The organism is Micromonospora sp. NPDC049171 (assembly GCF_040648275.1).
In the GTDB taxonomy this organism is placed as follows: Bacteria; Actinomycetota; Actinomycetes; order Mycobacteriales; family Micromonosporaceae; genus Micromonospora.
The window spans coordinates 53,505-69,438 of the sequence record NZ_JBEZDJ010000008.1; the positions used below are offsets into that span (position 1 = coordinate 53,505).

15 protein-coding genes are annotated in these 15,934 nt (G+C 70.9%); 5 read left to right on the plus strand and 10 right to left on the minus strand.

Translation table 11 applies throughout. The features are described from left to right. Positions 1-85 precede the first annotated feature (85 nt). A complete protein-coding gene (locus AB0B14_RS12340; RefSeq protein WP_357078367.1) occupies positions 86-1,006 on the minus strand; it encodes an alpha/beta hydrolase in 921 nt (306 codons plus the stop codon). An 80-nt stretch (positions 1,007-1,086) separates the two neighbouring features. Here AB0B14_RS12340 and AB0B14_RS12345 point away from each other — a divergent pair, with 80 nt between their 5' ends. After that, the gene (locus AB0B14_RS12345; RefSeq protein WP_357078370.1) at positions 1,087-1,653 is read left to right on the plus strand and encodes a TetR/AcrR family transcriptional regulator; all 567 of its coding nucleotides are present in this window, start codon (positions 1,087-1,089) and stop codon (positions 1,651-1,653) included. Positions 1,654-1,683: 30 nt separating this feature from the next. On the opposite strand, the gene AB0B14_RS12350 is transcribed toward AB0B14_RS12345, so the two are convergent. Both AB0B14_RS12350 and AB0B14_RS12355 read right to left on the minus strand, forming a co-directional pair. Next, complete coding sequence (locus AB0B14_RS12350; protein ID WP_357522451.1) at positions 1,684-2,793, minus strand: HAMP domain-containing sensor histidine kinase; 1,110 nt, start codon at positions 2,791-2,793, stop codon at positions 1,684-1,686. Continuing rightward, entirely contained in the window at positions 2,790-3,446 is a 657-nt protein-coding gene (locus AB0B14_RS12355) for a response regulator transcription factor (RefSeq protein WP_357522452.1), read from the minus strand. The genes AB0B14_RS12350 and AB0B14_RS12355 overlap by 4 nt, the downstream gene beginning before the upstream one ends. A gap of 118 nt (positions 3,447-3,564) precedes the next feature. On the opposite strand from AB0B14_RS12355, the gene AB0B14_RS12360 reads away from it, so the two are divergent. The 3 genes from AB0B14_RS12360 (at position 3,565) to AB0B14_RS12370 (ending at position 6,808) form a co-directional block, all read left to right on the plus strand. Further along, positions 3,565-4,812: a serine hydrolase domain-containing protein gene (locus tag AB0B14_RS12360; RefSeq protein WP_357522453.1), complete on the plus strand. Its 1,248-nt coding sequence runs from the start codon at positions 3,565-3,567 to the stop codon at positions 4,810-4,812. Between the two features lie 107 nt (positions 4,813-4,919). Next, on the plus strand, positions 4,920-5,582 hold the full coding sequence (locus tag AB0B14_RS12365; protein ID WP_357078376.1) for a VanZ family protein: 663 nt from the start codon (positions 4,920-4,922) through the stop codon (positions 5,580-5,582). A 98-nt stretch (positions 5,583-5,680) separates the two neighbouring features. Continuing rightward, positions 5,681-6,808 (plus strand): hypothetical protein, encoded by a 1,128-nt coding sequence (locus AB0B14_RS12370; protein ID WP_357522454.1) that lies wholly within the window; start codon positions 5,681-5,683, stop codon positions 6,806-6,808. A 25-nt stretch (positions 6,809-6,833) separates the two neighbouring features. On the opposite strand, the gene AB0B14_RS12375 is transcribed toward AB0B14_RS12370, so the two are convergent. The 3 genes from AB0B14_RS12375 to AB0B14_RS12385 form a co-directional block, all read right to left on the minus strand. Further along, on the minus strand, positions 6,834-8,009 hold the full coding sequence (locus AB0B14_RS12375) for a zinc-dependent alcohol dehydrogenase (protein ID WP_357522455.1): 1,176 nt from the start codon (positions 8,007-8,009) through the stop codon (positions 6,834-6,836). Beyond that, entirely contained in the window at positions 8,006-8,353 is a 348-nt protein-coding gene (locus AB0B14_RS12380) for a hypothetical protein (RefSeq protein WP_357522456.1), read from the minus strand. The genes AB0B14_RS12375 and AB0B14_RS12380 overlap by 4 nt, the downstream gene beginning before the upstream one ends. A 259-nt stretch (positions 8,354-8,612) precedes the next feature. Continuing rightward, on the minus strand, positions 8,613-9,455 hold the full coding sequence (locus tag AB0B14_RS12385) for an aldo/keto reductase (RefSeq protein ID WP_357522457.1): 843 nt from the start codon (positions 9,453-9,455) through the stop codon (positions 8,613-8,615). Between the two features lie 231 nt (positions 9,456-9,686). Here AB0B14_RS12385 and AB0B14_RS12390 point away from each other — a divergent pair, with 231 nt between their 5' ends. Further along, on the plus strand, positions 9,687-10,265 hold the full coding sequence (locus AB0B14_RS12390; protein ID WP_357522458.1) for a type 1 glutamine amidotransferase domain-containing protein: 579 nt from the start codon (positions 9,687-9,689) through the stop codon (positions 10,263-10,265). Between the two features lie 509 nt (positions 10,266-10,774). On the opposite strand, the gene AB0B14_RS12395 is transcribed toward AB0B14_RS12390, so the two are convergent. From AB0B14_RS12395 to AB0B14_RS12410, 4 genes are all read right to left on the minus strand, one after another. Further along, on the minus strand, positions 10,775-12,265 hold the full coding sequence (locus tag AB0B14_RS12395; protein ID WP_357522459.1) for an FAD-binding oxidoreductase: 1,491 nt from the start codon (positions 12,263-12,265) through the stop codon (positions 10,775-10,777). Between the two features lie 146 nt (positions 12,266-12,411). After that, positions 12,412-13,140 (minus strand): HD domain-containing protein, encoded by a 729-nt coding sequence (locus AB0B14_RS12400; RefSeq protein ID WP_357522460.1) that lies wholly within the window; start codon positions 13,138-13,140, stop codon positions 12,412-12,414. A gap of 91 nt (positions 13,141-13,231) precedes the next feature. Beyond that, positions 13,232-14,617: a pectate lyase gene (locus tag AB0B14_RS12405; protein WP_357522461.1), complete on the minus strand. Its 1,386-nt coding sequence runs from the start codon at positions 14,615-14,617 to the stop codon at positions 13,232-13,234. 107 nt (positions 14,618-14,724) lie between these two features. Further along, complete coding sequence (locus AB0B14_RS12410) at positions 14,725-15,897, minus strand: Gfo/Idh/MocA family oxidoreductase (protein WP_357522462.1); 1,173 nt, start codon at positions 15,895-15,897, stop codon at positions 14,725-14,727. Positions 15,898-15,934 lie beyond the last annotated feature (37 nt).

Sequence of the window (15,934 nt, forward strand, 5' to 3'; positions counted from 1 at the left end):
GGCGAAGGTGCGGGCCGGCCGGCCGAGGATCCGTTCGACGTGTGGGCTCACCTGTTGCTCGCCGATTTTCGGCGTACCCAGAATGTCAGCGGTGCGGCACGGCTGCTACCGGTTTGCCACCGAGGAAGTCCTTTAGGATCTCGGTGAACCGCGCCGGCTGCTCCTCGGCCGCGTAATGGCCGCAGCCGTCGATGACCATCCCGGTGACGTCGTCGGCCGCCAGCCGCATCGTCTCGGCGACCGCCGCGCCGGTGTACCGCGCGCCGCCGACAGCGAGCACCGGCAGCGTCAGCCGGGTCTTCTTGCGCTGCTCGTTCTGCGCGATCGTCTCGTCCAGCGCCCGGTAGTACGCGAAGCTCGCCCGCAGCCCGCGAGGATCCGCGACGATCGCATCGACGTAGACGTCGACGGCGTACGTGGGGATCGCGTCCGGGCTGGCGGCCTTATTGGCGAACTGGTAGCCGAAGAAGAGCCGCTCTCTCCCCCGGACCAGCTCCTCGTTGAGGTCGGTGAGGCGGTTGAAGCCGAAGTGCCAGAGCCGCTGGTTGACCGCGGCCGGGCTGAAGACCGACGGGGTAGGTGTGAGACCGGGGATGATGGCGTCGACGACGGCGAGCCGGCCCACCCGCTCGGGGTGATCGGCAGCGAGGGCGTATCCGGTCCACATGCCGATGTCGTGGCCGACCACGTCGAACCGGTCGTGCCCGAGCGCGGCCATCAGCGCGACCAGATCGGCGGCGAGGGTGCCGGCGTCGTAACCGTCGTCGGGCTTGTCGGAGAGCCCGGCCCCGCGCGAGTCGACGGCGACGACGGTGTGCTCGCGGGCGAGGGCGGGCATCACTTCCCGCCAGGCGTACCAGGTCTGCGGCCACCCTCCGACCAGCAGCAGCGGCGGGCCGTCCCCGCCGGTGACGGCGTGCAGCCGCAGCCCGTTTGCCTCCACGAGGCGGCTGGTGAAGACGTCGGTGAACCCGTCGGGCAGCCGTAGCGAACTCAGGTTTGTCATGCCGGTGACCATACGCATCTTGGAACGATCAGTACAAGACCCTTGGAACGATCGGTACAAGATGTGTAGACTCACGAACCATGGCGGGCCGCAAGCAGTTCGACGTGGACGAGGCGCTACGACGCGCGATGCACGTCTTCTGGCGCTGGGGATATTCGGAAGCGTCGATCGACCGCCTGACCGAGGGCACGGGTCTGGGCCGGGGCTCGCTCTACGGCACCTTCGGCGACAAGAGCACCCTCTTCCGCAAGAGCCTGCAACGGTACGCGCAGACCTACCACCCGCTGTACGAACAGGCGCTGTCCGGCCCCCACCCGAGCCCGAGCGCCGTTGTGGCCGCCTACCTGCAGGTCACCCTGAACCGCATCGCCGACCCAACGGTCCCGGACGGCTGCCTGCTCACGGTGTCGGCAACGCAGTTCCCGGCCCTCGACGCGGAGAGCCAGGTGGCGGTCCGCGCCATGATCGACGGTGTGCGGGCGATGCTGCGGCAGGCGTTGCTGGCGGCCGGGGCCGGTGAGCAGGAGGCGGCCGAGTTGGCGTTGTGCACACTGGCAACGAACAAATCCCTGGCGGTGCTGAGCCGCACCGGCTTCTCGGGCGAAGACCTGGCAACCGTCGCCGCAGCCGCCGCCCGTCACCCCTAGGGTCCGTCGCGGACATGCCGCGCCGAGGCCTCATCCGGAAGGACGCGCCTCCAGAGCCGGCGGCAGGTGTACGGCGATGTCCAGCCCGCCGGTCGGCCGTGCGGCGCTGGAGATCTCTCCACCGTGCGCGGTAACGACCGCCCGGACGATGGACAGGCCGAGCCCGGCCCCGCGGGTGCCGTTGCCGGTGCCCCGGACGAACGGCTCGAACAACCGCCGCTCCTCCTCCGGCGTGACCAGCGGGCCGGTGTTGACCACCCGCAGGAACGCGAGCCCGTTCGCGATGCCGGAGGTCACCGTGACGTCTCCGCCGGCGTGGTTGTAGCGCAGCGCGTTCTCCAGCAGGTTGCCGACCATCCGTTCCAGCAGCACCGGCTCGCCGCTGGCCGGCGCCGGCCGCAGGTCGGTACGGAGGGTGACGGCACCGTGCGCCGCCCGGTCGGCGGCGCCGGCAACTGTCGCGGCGACGTCGGCCAGGTCCACTGGCGTTCGGCGGGGCGGGCCGGCCTGGCTGCGGGCCAGGACCAGGAGTCCGTCGAGGGTGCGTTTGCTGGTCTCGACGGCGGTGGCGATGTCGCCGGCCATCGCGACGAGTTCGGCGCGGTCGGGTTCGCCGTCGAGGGTGACGTCGATGGCGGTGCGCATGGTGGTGAGCGGGGTGCGGAGCTCGTGCGCGGCGTTGGCCACGAACAGGCGTTGGCTGTCGAGGACCCGGTCGCGTTCGGTGATGCCGTGCTGGATGCGGTCCAGCATGCCGTTGATGGTGGCGGCCAGCGTGGCGAGTTCGTCGGCGGGTCGGTGGACCGGTATCCGTTCGGACAGTTTCTCCACGGACAGCCGGTTCGCCGTGCCGGACATCGTCCGGATCGGCCGCAGTATCCGCCCGGCCACCAGCCAGCCGGTCACCCCGGCCAGCGCGGTCACCACCAGCAGCGCCAGCGCGGCCCGCGCCACCAGATCGGCGATCACCTCCTCCCGCAGCCGCCCACCGATGTCGCCGTCCGGACCCGGGGAAGGCAGCCGCAGGTCGCCCCGCACCAGCAGCACGTACGTCAGCGCCAGGAGCAGGAACCCGGCGGCCAGCACCAGGCCGGTGTACACGAGCGTGAGCCGGCTGCGGGCGGTCAGTCGGCGGATCATGGGGCGATCCGGTACCCGGCACCGGTCACGGTCTCGATGAGCTGTGGATCACCGAGCTTGCGCCGCAGGGTGCTGACGGTGATCCGCACGGCGTTGGTGAACGGGTCGGCGTGCTCGTCCCACACCTTGTCCAGCAGCGTCTCCGCGCTCACCACGGCACCGTCGGCGGCGAGCAGCCGTTCCAGCACCCCGAACTCCTTCGGGGTCAGCGACAGCAGTCGGCCAGCCCGGTCGACGGTGCGCCGGGACGGATCGAGTTCGACATCCCGCGCGCGCAGCACCGGAGGGCGGGCCGGCGTGCTGCGCCGGGCCAGCGCACGTACCCGGGCGACCAACTCGGCGAACGCGAACGGCTTGGCCAGGTAGTCGTCGGCGCCCAGGGCCAGCCCGTCCACCCGGTCGGACACGGCACCGGACGCGGTGAGCATCAGCACCCGGGCTGCGCCGCGCTGTGCCAACAGCCGGCACACGGTGTCACCGTGCACGACCGGAAGGTCCCGGTCCAGGACCACCACGTCGTACGGGATGATGTCGCACTTGTCCAGCGCGTGCTGACCGTCGTGTGCCACGTCCACGGCGCAGCCATGCTTGGTCAGCCCGGCCGCGACGTACGTGGCCAGGGGTTGTTCGTCCTCGACCAGCAGCACCCGCATCCGCCCAGTATCCCCAGCAGCGCATATGGGTGGTGTATGGGTCGGCGATCGGTTGCCGATGCGCGGTCGTCGGTAGACCTGCAACGGTCCGTGTGTCGATCGGGAAAGGACCGTGCTCATGGAATCGACTTCGGTAGGTGGGATCGACCGGCGGCGGCTGGTCGGCTGGGGCGGTTTGGCCGCCGTCGGCGCGGTGGCCGGAGTGCCGCTGGTGGGCGCCGGGGTCGGCCACGCGGCCCCGGCCGCGACCGGCCCGTCCGGGCACGACCGGATCCCGCCGGACGCCCTGCCCGGCGGGGCCTACGACCGGTACGTGGCGCAACTGGCCGCGGAGGGCAGGTTCTCCGGCGTGGTGCTGCTGTCGCACCGGGGTCTGACGGTGCTGTCCCGCAGTTACGGCATGGCCGACAGGGAGAAGGGGATCCGTAACCACGAGGGGATCGCGTTCAGCCTCAGCTCGGCGGGCAAGCCGTTCCACGCGGTGGCCATGTTGCAGCTCGCGCAGCAGGGCAGGGTGCAGCTGACGGACCCGGTGGGCAGGTACCTGACGGGCTTCACCAAGGACATCGCCGAGCAGGTGACCATTCACCACATGCTGGCCGGCAACTCCGGGATGAACACCCCGGCCGAGGACACGGATCGCGTCTTCCAGAGCCGGGACGAGGTGCGCGAGTACTGCGAGCAGTGGGCCCGGCAGTCGAAGCTGGTGGCCCCCGTCGGCACTCCCACCGACCACGCCGGCGCCGAGGTCGCCATCCCCGCGCTGATCATCGAGGCCGTGACCGGCAGGACATACTGGGACTACGTCCAGGAGAACATCTTCCGGCGCTGCGGCATGACCGGCACGGCGTTCTCCACCAGGCCCCAGTGGCTCACCGACCGGCACCTCGCGCACCCGTACATGATGTTGGCCGACGGCAGCCGGGTCGACGCCGTCCGCAACCTGGACAAGAGCAGCCCGTACCTGGCCGGCAAGAACCCGGGCCGGGCCTTCATCGACGCCCCCGGGGACGGCGGCTTCGCCACCGCGCCGGATCTGGTCCGGTTCGCGCACGCGCTGGGCGACGGCACGGTGCTGAACCGGCCCTGGGCCGACCTGCTCACCGCGGCCAAGATCCCGCACGGGCCGGCGTCGTTCGGGTCTTACACGATTCCGGTCCGCATCGTCAACGGCCAGTGGATGTTCGCGCGTGCCGGCGGCAACCCCGGTGTCGGCGCCAGTTGGAGCATCTACCCGTACACCGGCTGGGTCGGCGTCATCCTCAGCAACAGCGACGGCGCGCCGCTGCAGGAGATGAGCCAGCGGGAGATGCGGGCCGTCACCGGGGGTTCGCCCGACGGCGGCGGGCCGGGTGGGGGCGGCTGACGCGACTCTCCGAACATTTCGTGGGTGGTTCAGGCCCGGGCCAGGAGCGGTTGGCTGGGCCAACCGCCAAGCAGGGGCCCGGGTGTACGGACGGAAGCGGGGTTGGCATGCGCATGGACTGGCACGACTGGATCGGCACCTTCACCGGCGTGGTCCACACCACGGTGGCCGCACTGCCCCTGGCCGCGCTGGCGGTGTCGGTTCTGGCACGCCGTCGCATCGCCACCGGCGCCACGCCCGCGCGCGCGTGGCGGATGTCGCTGGCGGAGGTCGGCATCGTCTACGGGACGGTGCCGTGGGTATGGATGATCCTGTTGCCGGGCACCCGGGCCGGGACGAGCCTGGTGCCACTGCGGGACCTGCTCACGATCCTCACCGACCGAGGGCCGGTGGCGCTGACGGGCCAGGTCGTCGGCAACCTGATCGTCTTCGCGGCACTGGGATTCTTCGCCCCGCTGCGGTTCGCGGCGCTGGCGTCGGTGCCGCGGATGGTGGCGCTCGCGGCGGGCTGCTCGGTCCTGGTCGAGACCGCGCAGTACGTCCTGCGGCTGGATCGGGTGTCGTCGGTGGACGACGTACTGCTCAACGCCGCCGGCGCCGGGCTGGCCGCGCTGGCGTCGCGTCGCTGGTGGCGCGCCACGGCCCGGGACCAAGCGCGGCAACTGGCTAGCAGAAACCACGCGAGAGGGCTGACCCACGTCGGCATGCCCGAGGTCCCGACGACGGCCAGCCGGGCGTCGGACGAGCGCCATCGACCAGCTTCCGACTAACCGTGTGCCTTCCTCCGAATCCGCCGCAGCCGTCGGGGTGGTCTCTTAGGCTGCGTTCACCGCCGGCGGCCGGGCCCGCCCAAAGGTGAGGAGCACCGATGACCCACAGCGAACGCCATCGCCCGGAGATCGTCGTCGGGCTGGTGGCAACCCCGCCGGACCACCCCGCCCGGGTGGCCGCACCGCTCAGGGCCGAGCTGGCCGGTGGGCTCGCCGAGCGGGTTGACGCAGACGTACGGTGGATCGTCCGGGAAGGCTGGGGCGACGTGGCGCCGCGCCGCGACCACGGCATTGAGGCACTGCTCGACGACCTTGCCCAGCGGCGCGCCGACGACCAGTGGGACGTCGCGATCTGTCTGACCGACCTGCCGCTGCATGCCGAGCGGGTGCCACTGGTCGCGCAGACCTCCGCTCGGCGTCGAGTCGCGGTGGTGTCCCTGCCCGCGCTGGGGCTGCGCCAGCTGCGAGCGGCCCGTGCGGCCGTCCCGGACCTGGTGAACAGGCTACTGACCGATGCTTCCGACAAGCGGGTGCCTCCGACCGGCCAAGCACCGGCTGAGATGGCACGCCGGATGCCCGCCGTTCACCGAGTGGTCGGCGAGGCCGACGCCGGCGAGCGGCGCTACGTCGCCTCGGGGCTGATCGGACGGGCGCGGCTGGTGACCGGCATGGTCCGCGCCAACCGCCCGGGGCGCGCCCTGCTGGGCCTGTCCAAGCTGCTGGTCGGCGCATTCGGCACGGCCGCGTTCGCGCTCACCACGGACACCATCTGGCAGATGGGCGATGCCCTCGGCGGACTCCGGCTCACCGTGATCATGCTGCTCGGCCTGGCCGCGTTGGTGACCTGGCTGATCGTCGCGCACGACCTCTGGGAAAAGCCAGGCCGCCGGACACCGACCGAGCTGGCACGGCTGTTCAACCTGGGTACCACCCTCACCCTCACGCTGGCCACGGCGGTGTCCTACGTGGTGCTGTTCGTGGGAACGGCGCTCGTCGGCGCGCTGCTGATCGACACCTCCGTGCTGGAACAAACCCTGCAGCGACCTGTCGACTGGACCGACTATCTGACGCTCGCCTGGATCACCAGCTCGCTGGCCACCGTCGGCGGCGCGATCGGCTCCGGGCTGGAGAACGAGGAGACGGTCCGGGCCGCCGCGTACGGCTACCACCCGCAACCGGATGGCTGGCGGGACGAGCAAGGCGGGCAGTCCCACCGCGGCAGGTAGGCGGCACCCATCCGAGTCGCGACGGTCAGCTGGTGGGCTGGAAGACGGCTCGTACGCAGCCGTCGATCTTCTGTTTGAACATCTCGTAGCCGCGCGGCGCTTCGTCCAACCGCATGGTGTGCGTCGCGAGATGTTCGGTGACCAGCTCACCGCGGGCCATCCGCTCCAGCAGCATGGGAATGTAGCGCTGTCCGTGCTGCTGTGCGCCGCGCAGCGTCAGCCCCTTGTTCATCACCGCTCCAAGCGGAAACTTGTCCACCAGGCCGGCGAAGACGCCCAGCACGAACACGCTGCCGCCCTTGCGACAGTTGTAGATCGCCTCGCGGGCAGCGATCGGGCGGTCGGACTCGATGCGCAGCTGCTGCTTGACCTGGTCGTACCAGAATTGCGGACCGCTGCTGTGCGATTCCATACCGACTGCCTCGATGCACACGTCCGGGCCTCGACCGCCACTGCGTTCCAGCAACTCGCCGCTGACGTCCTGCTGCTCGTAGTTCAGCGTTTCGACGCCGAGGTGCGTCTGGGCCATCTGGAGCCGGTTGTCGAGGCGGTCGATCACGATCACCCGGTCGGCGCCGAGCAGCACGGACGCCCGGGCCGCCATCTGTCCTACCGCACCGGCGCCCCAGACCGCCACGACATCACCCGGTTTGACCCCGGCGAGGTCGGCGCCCATCCAGCCGGTCGGCGCGGCGTCGGAGGCAAACAGCGCACGCTCGTCGCTCACCCCGTCCGGGACGGTGAAGGCACCCTGGTCGGCGTAGGGGACGCGGATGTACTCCGCGTGGCTGCCGGCGAAGCCCCCGAGTGCGTGCGAATAGCCGTAGCAGCCGCCCGGCGCGGCACCCCAGACGTTCTCGGTGATCATCGGGTTCGTGTTTCCGTTGTCGCACAACGAGAACTGTTGTTGCTGGCAGTACCAGCACTTGCCGCAGGAGACGAACGAACAGACGACGACCCGGTCGCCGACCTTGTGGTTGCGTACCTGCGGACCGACCTCGACGATGTCGCCGAGGAACTCGTGCCCGAGGACATCGCCGCGTTCCATGAACGGGATGTACCCGCCGAGCAGGTGCAGGTCCGAACCACAGGTCACCGTCCGACGGACCCGGACAATGGCGTCCTGCTCGTTGCGGATCTGCGGGTCCGGGACCTGCCGGACCGCGAGCTCGTTTGCTCCCTCCCACACCAGCGCCTTCACAGTCGTCCCTCCCGCCGACCCTGTTGGGTGGCCATCCGCAGTGGCTTGTTCATCGGAGTCGGCTCGGTGGTGGGTGGATAGTCCGGGTGCAGGACCTCACTGGTCTCGATCAGCTGCTTCGACTCTCGCAGCGCGGCCCGGATCGCCTGCTCCGGATCCCGGCCGGCGGCCCTCCGGGCGGCGGCGGCAACCGGGAGCCGGGCACCGTCGCGCAGCCGTACCGCGATCTCTGTCCCCCGGCCGCCGGGGGCAGGCCGGACCTGGACCTCGACGGCGTCGCCAAGCCCCGCCAGCGGCTCGGGGAGCTGTCCACCGGGAGCGACGTCACCGGCTGGTCGATTCACCGTCGCCACATGCCACCGCGGCCCGTGCCGCCGTGCCTGACTCCCTTGCCGGTGATCGTTGCCCTGGGCAGTCCCACCGAGCAGACGCCGGACGACCATCCCGCCGCCCACCACGACCGCCCCGCCGATCAACCACCTCATGTCCGCCCCCGTCGCTTGGCCAGCTTGGATGAGTGCCGTCGATATCCGCAGCCTTCACCGCAAACCCTTTCATAAAGGGCGGACCGCGCAGGGGTGTTTCTGGCACAGGAGCGAGTACCTACAACATCTCGAGCGGTTGCGGGCCAGCCGGCGGCGGGAACGCCGTGTCCAGTGCCGCCACGTCCTCCTCGGTCAGCTGCACGTCGTGCGCTTCGGCGTTCTCCCGGGTGTGTTCGGGCCTGGACGATCGGGGGATGGCCGCGACCGTCTCCTGACGCAGCAGCCAGGCCAGCGCGACCTGGGCGGGCGTGGCCTCGTGCCGGGCGGCGACCTCCGCGACCTGGGGATGGCCGAGCAGTCGACCCTGCTCGATCGGCGAGTACGCCATCACCGGGATGCGGTGCTGGCGTAGCCACGGCAGAAGGTCGTACTCGGGACCGCGGCGGGTGAGGTTGTACAGGATCTGATTGGTCGCGCAGGCGTCACCGCCCGCATCCAGGAGGTCCGTCATGTCTGAAAGATCAAAATTGCTCACGCCCCACTGCCCGATGTCACCGGCATCGACGAGTTCGGTGAACGCCTCGATCGTCTCCGCGAGCGGATGCGCGCCGCGCCAGTGCAGCAGGTAGAGGTCGATGTGGTCGACGCCCAGTCGTTGCAGGCTGCGGCGGCAGGCCTGCCCGGTTCCTCGTCGGCTGGCGTTCGACGGAAGCACCTTGTCGACCAGAAAGACGTCGGGTCGCCGTCCGATGATCGCCTCGCCAACGAGTTCCTCGGAAGCGCCGTCACCGTACATCTCCGCGGTGTCGATCAGGGTCATGCCCAGGTCGAGCCCGGCACGCAGGGCGGCCAGCTCGTCCTGCCGCCTTGCCGGGTGCTCGCCCAGATACCACGTTCCCTGGCCGAGCACGGGCATGGTCTGGCCGGTCGGCAATTCGATCGCATCGGCGGGCAGCGTCATGTCAACCTCTCCGGGTAGCAGCAAGTGGCCTGGGTTACCCGCCGCGACAGGCAGCACACGCGGGCAGCGCGGCCCTCTGCCCGCAGGCAGGCGCTGTGCCGCGGGCACGCCCGGGATTGTCCACCCCCGATCGGGCTTCGCCGCCAGTTTGCCGGTTCCCGCACCGGGAAGGCGACGGCGCACCAGCGATGCGCCGTCGACGGGGCGGCGCCGCAGAGGGAGGCCGCAGAAATGGCGCAGAGCCAGCCACTGACCGGCAAGCGGGTCGCTTGCCTCGCCGCCGACGGAGTGGAGGACGTGGAGTACACCCAGTCCCGCGCCGCCGCGGAGCAGGCGGGAGCCGAGGTTCACCTGATCTCGTTGCAATCCGGCGAGATCCAGTCGATGAACCAGGACATCAACCCTGCCAACCGCTATCGGGTGGATCGGACCGTGAACGACGTCAACGCGGCCGACTACGACGCCCTGTTGCTGCCGGGCGGGACGGTCAACCCCGACCGGCTCCGGATGAATCCGCAGGCGATGAACTTCGTCCAGGCGTTCTTCCAACAACACAAACCGGTGGCGGCGATCTGCCACGGCCCCTGGTCGTTGGTCGAGACCGGCATGGTCAACGGTCGGACCCTCACCTCGTTCCCCAGCCTGCGCACAGACATCCGCAACGCCGGCGGGAATTGGGTGGACCAACAGGTGCAGGTCGACAACGGTCTCATCACCAGCCGCAGCCCCAGCGACCTTCCGGCCTTCTGCGCCAAGATGGTCCAGGAGTTCGCCCAGGGCGAAGACGTCCCCCAGATGGCGACGGCCTGACCGATGGGGCTCAGGGGCCGGAGGATCAGGCCGGGTCCTGAGCCCGTGGCGGCGCGGGACGGCGGGCTGAGCCGCGGGACAGCGCCTGCCTCGCCCCGTCCGGCCGGCCGGCCCCGTCCGGCCGGCCGGCCCCGCGCGGCCCGGCGACGGTCGGCGGTCCCCGCGTCCTTTGCTCTGCACCCGCGGAGGCACCAGCTACAGACCGTGAGTGTCGCCTCCGCGGGTGCAGAGCAAAGGACGCGCCCCAAGGTGGGGTGGGGAAGGGCTGCGCAGAAGGTGGGTTGGGGTTGCGGCAGGGCTGGGCTGGGCCGGGCTGGGCCGGGCAGGGCAGGGCAGGGCAGGGCAGGGCAGGAGTAGGGGCAGGGCGGGCCGGGCCGGGCCGGGTCAGGGCGGGATGGGGTGGGGTGGGGTGGGGCCGCGCGCAAGCTGGGGTGGGGCTGGTTGGTGGGGGCGAGGTTGGGGGTGGCCGGCGGTGCGGGTGGTGTCACCCGGGCCGCCGGCCATCCAGGTCAGTGGGTCGCGGGTGGGATGCTCTGCTCGTACTGGAAGACGTTGTGCGGGTCGTACTTCGCCTTGATCTTGCGCAGCCGCGGGAAGTTGCGCCCCCAGTAGGCCTCCTCCCACTCCGCCATGCCGATGTTCGGCACGTTGACGTAGGCGCCGTCCACGTAGGGCCGCAGCGCCAGGCTGAACTCGGCGATCCAGGCCTGGGCGATCGGGGTGACGGCGTCGTCGCTGTCCGGCTCGCCGCGAGTGCCCCAGCCCGCGCCGGGCTCGGAGTAGAAGAGCGAGTCGCGGTGCGCGAACGCCGCGCCGCCGAAGGGCTCCTGCCGTTGGGCTCCCCGGCCGAAGGCCTGGGCGAAGAAGTTGCTGTCCGGCGACGGTGCCTTCTCCATGAACCGGCGGACGATGCTGATTGCCTCTGCCGGGAAAGGCTCCCTGGTGAACTGTGAGTAGAACTTCCACTTCCCCGGATCTTCGTCGCTCGGGACCTGGAATCCGGCGTACGTCTCGCCCCAGCCGCCGACCCGCACGGTGACCTCGGGGTTGCCGATCGAGAGGAGCGGCTCCAGCAGCCTCCTCGCCTCGGCCTCCGAACCCTCGGCGAGCACCGCGAAAAACAGGATCTCGCCCGGGTGGACCTCGACCTGGGTGCCGAGACGGGGGTCGGCGAACGGCGCGGTGTGCTGCCAGAGGTCGAAGATGTCGTGCAGGTTGTCGAGGCCCGGCCAGGTCGCCTGCAGGTAGGCGACGCTCTCCAGCGGAGCCACCTGGTAGGTCAGGGACGTGACGATCCCGAAGTTGCCGTTTCCGGCGCCGCGCAGCGCCCAGAGCAGGTCCGCGTGGTTCCACGGGTCCACCTGGAGCACCTTGGCGCCGTCGGCCCCCGCCGCGACGACGATCTCCACGCCGATCAGGTTGTCGCAGGCCATGCCGATGTAGCGGGTGAGGAAACCGAGACCGCCCCCGAGGGTCGCACCGGACAGGCCGACGGTCCCCTCGCCTCCGGTCGTCGCCGCGAGGTCGTACTCCCCGAGTGCGGCGACCGCCTCGGACTGGGTGAGCCCCGCGCCGAGCTTCGCCTTGCGGGCGGCGGGGTCGATGTGGACGTCCTTCAGCTCACTGACGTCGATCACGATGCCGTTGTCGACGTTCGACCAGCCTTCCAGACTGTGCCGGCCGCTGCGTACCCGCAGCGCCACGTCGTGCTGCCGAGCCCAGGTGAGTGCGTTGACGACGTCCTGGGTCTCCTGAGCGAAGACGATCACCAGTGGGTAGCGCACGAACAGTTCGTCCCAGCCGAGGCTCGCCGCCGCGTAGTTGGGGCTCTGCGGACGGACGATCCGGCCGGTCAACGTGGCGGGCGGGAACTTCTCACCACCCAAGGACGGGCCGTCCGCCGCCAACGCCGAACTGCCGGCAATCACTCCGGGGAGGGCGACCGCTCCGGCGCCGACGGCCGTCGCCTTGAGCAGGTCGCGACGAGAAAGGTCGCGCATGGTCCGAGTCCTCTCGATCGGGGTTACGTCAGAACTTCGATCGAGAGGACTTATGCCTCCCAACTGACGCAAAACCACCGTAATGCCGCAGGTTGCGGCAAAGATCCGAGAACTTGTCACGGAACCCGGTCGGGTGATGCGGCAGCTCAGTTGGGGTGCGCGGGCTGGTCCAGGATGGCGCTGAACCGCTCCTCGGCGAGGTCGAGCTGGCCGAAGATGTGCCGCTTCACCGCCGGCGACAACGGAGTGTCCGGCCGGCCGATCAGGTCCCGGAAGAGCGGCACCAGCGGCCGGTACTTCCGGGCCGACGAGACGACCTTCGGCCCGACCGTGTGGATCACCCCGACACCGTTGTCGGTGAAGTCCGACACCTTGATCACCCGGGCCCAGGGCTCCCGGTCCAGGCTGACCGCCAGGTGCTCCCGGTACTGCGTGTTGCGGTCCCGCTCGGGGTCGTACACCGGGTTGGTGACGGCGGCGACGAGCGTCGCGACGCGCGTCCCGAACCGCGCGGTGAGCGCGGCCAGCGCGGCCGCGGTCGGGTCCGGGCCGGGGTGGCCGTCGGCCAGCTCGGCCGGGTGGTCCTCGACGGCGTCGTGCAGCAGGCCGGCCACAATCACGTCCACGTCGCGCACCTGGTAGTGGTGCATCAACCGGATCGCCACCCGCAGCAGGTGGTTGAGGTACGGCTCACGAACGCGCCGGTCGTCACGGTGCAACTCGGCGGCCAGGTCGAGCGCGGCGGTCAACCGCCCGCGGACGGCGTCGTCGAACTGCTGGACCTCCAACCGGAAGCGCTCCAGCAGGCCCGGTTCGCCGTGGATCTCGGTGATCGCGTGCATCGGCATGCTGCCCAGGTGCGGCGGGAAGTCCATGCGTCACTTATAGCCGATCTTCACCACATCGATGAGCCCTTACGTCGCCGACCCGACCGCGCGATCAACGGCTGGCCGCGTGGTGCAGACGTCAGAGCGGCAGCCAGTCGGCGCCCGCGAGCGGATTCACCACGAGCGGAACCAGCGGCGTCGGGAGGACGGGATCACGGCGCAGGGTGGGCGTCCAGCCCGCGTCGGCGCCCAGGTCCGGGTCGTGGGTCGCGTTGTACGCCGCCAGCAGGTCGACCGGCCGGGCCGGACCGCCGCCCCGGCGCACCCAGGAGCCCCGCTCGGTCAGCGCGGTGCCACCCCAGTCGTAGAGCAGGTCCGCCGGGTCGAGCGACGGGTCCAGGGAGAAGAAGTTGTTCTGCGCGTGGATCGCCGACTGGACACCGACGCCGAGCGCGTACTGGAAGTCGTCACCACCGAGCCGGTAGTGGTTGTTGTAGACGTCGACCTGACCGAAGCGCACCCGGGGCAGCCGTTGCAGGACGCCGTCAAAGAGGTTGTGGTGCAGGGTGACCCTCAGCCGGCCCAGGTCCGGCCCGACGGTGTTGGAGGAGCCGATCAGCATGAGCTTGTCCCGCCCGGTAAAGCGGTTCCAGGACGCGGTGACGAGGCTGGCGGTGTGTGTGACGTCCAGCGATCCGTCGTGCACCTGGTAGCGACGTCCGAAGTGGACCGGCTGGGTACTGTCCGGGTTGTCGCCGTCGGAGAAGCTGTTGTGGTCGACCCAGACGTTCTCGCTGCGGCGGACCGAGATCTGGTCGTACTGGCTGTTCCAGTTGCCGTTCTCGCCGTCGGTCGGAGACCAGGCGGGGAAGCAGTCCCGGGTGTCGACGAGAGTCAGATTGCGGACGATGACGTTCGACGCCCGGTCGATCATGAGGGTGAGCCCGGTCAGTCGGGCGCCGTGCAGGCCGACGATCGTGGTGTTCGGGCCGACGTTGATCTGGGTCTGGTGGGTCTGGTTGGTCACCGAGCGCACCCGGGCCTCCTCCAGCGGCCCGCTCGGCGCCACCCGACCCCACACCGCCGGGTCGTACGCGGCCAGGTAGGCGTCCAGCCGGTACGCCGGGTCGGCCAGCTCGGCGCAGCTCAGCGGGGTGCCGTCTGGCCCTTCGAAGCCGTCGATGGCGCCGTCGACGTAGATGAGCTTCGGCGTGGCGTCGGTGGCGTTGCTGGCATTGTCGCCGCCCAACGCGGCGATCAGGTCAGCCCTGCTGTGGACCACGCGGGTCCGTTCGGGGGTGGCCGCCGAACCGCCGGTCGTGCCGGCGCCCTCGGCGGCCCAGCCGTCCCGCTCGGGCAGGGTCTGCCGTCCGAGTTGGCGGGCCAGCCAGGGGAGCCGGTCGACGGCGGATGGTGCGAGTCGCGGGACGGGGCCGGGCGGTGCCTCGGCGCGGACGGCGGCGCTGGCCGGGGCGGCACCGAGCAGGAGGGCGATCACCGTCGCGCCGGTGAGGGTTCTGCGCATCGACTCTTCCCATTCGCTGGTGGTGACAGGGCAGTCACCAGGAACGGTAGGTTCGCAGTTTTATGCAGGTCAATATGAATAGTGTGCAGGAATGTTGCAGTCGTCTCCTATCCCGCCAGCTCGGCGCGGTACGCGGCGGCCGCCCACGGCACCGCCAGTTCGCTCGGGAGAGCCCCCCGCTCGGCCGCCCGGCGCAGCACGTCGACCACCCCCCGCAGGTGGCGAACCCGCTGCCCACCCGCACCGACAGTGGTCACCAGGTCGCCGTCGAGCAATCGGGGCTCCGGGGCGGCCCGCAACGCGTCCAGCAGCGCGGTGAACGGCGCGGTCCGGGCCAGCGGGGCGATCAGCGGCACCCCCGACGGGTCGACCCGGTGCGCGAGCAGGTTCTCCAGCAACCCCTGCCGCCCCGGCACGCGGCGGGTCACCACGTCCCCGGGCATCCGCAGCCGGTCGGTCGGGTATTCCAGCACCGCCTGGCCCGCCGTGCCGGTCACCACCACCTCGCCCGCCACGAACTCCTCAGCCGCCAGGGTCACCGCCACCAGCACGGGTGGGCCGGCGCGGAACAGGACCCGCAGCACGGCGGTGTCCTCCACCTCGATCGGCCGGACCCGGTAGCGCTCCACCTCGATCACGGCCGGCCAGGGCGTCGCCCCGCCGAGCGCCTCGCCGATCGCCAGGCACTGCATCACGGCGTGCGCGAGCGGGTTGACAAGTGCGCCGTCCAGCACCGGCCGACCGTCCAGGCTCCGTCGACCGGCCCAGGGGGAGCGGGCGTAGTAGGCGTCCGGCCGTTGCCAGGCGGCCACGCTGGAGATGCCGGTGACCGTACCCAGCCGGCCGGCGGCCAACGCGTCGGTCAGCGCGGTGAGCGCCGCCGAGCCGAGCGCCTGGAAACCGACCTGGGCGACCCGGCCGGCGGCGGCGAGAGCCCAGGTCAGCTCCTCGTGCTCGGCCAGCGACAACACCGGCGGCTTCTCCAGCAGCAGGTCAGCACCGGTGGCCAGGGCGTCCCGGGCGATCGCCAGGTGGGTGTGCGGCGGCGTGCAGATCACCACCACCTCGGGGCGGGTGGCGGCGAGCATCACCCGGTGGTCGGTGAACACCCCGACCCCGGGCGGCACCGGCGCCGCCGGATCGTCCTCCACGGGCCGGACGTCGACCAGGGCGACCAGCCGTAACCGGCCGGTGGCGTGCAACGGCGCGAGCACCCGGCGGTGCCAGCGGCCGTGCCCGTTCGCCCCGATCACCGCCACCCGCGGCGGCGTCGATCTCACCCCGCCGCTCACCGCGCACCGGCCGGCCGTGGACTCA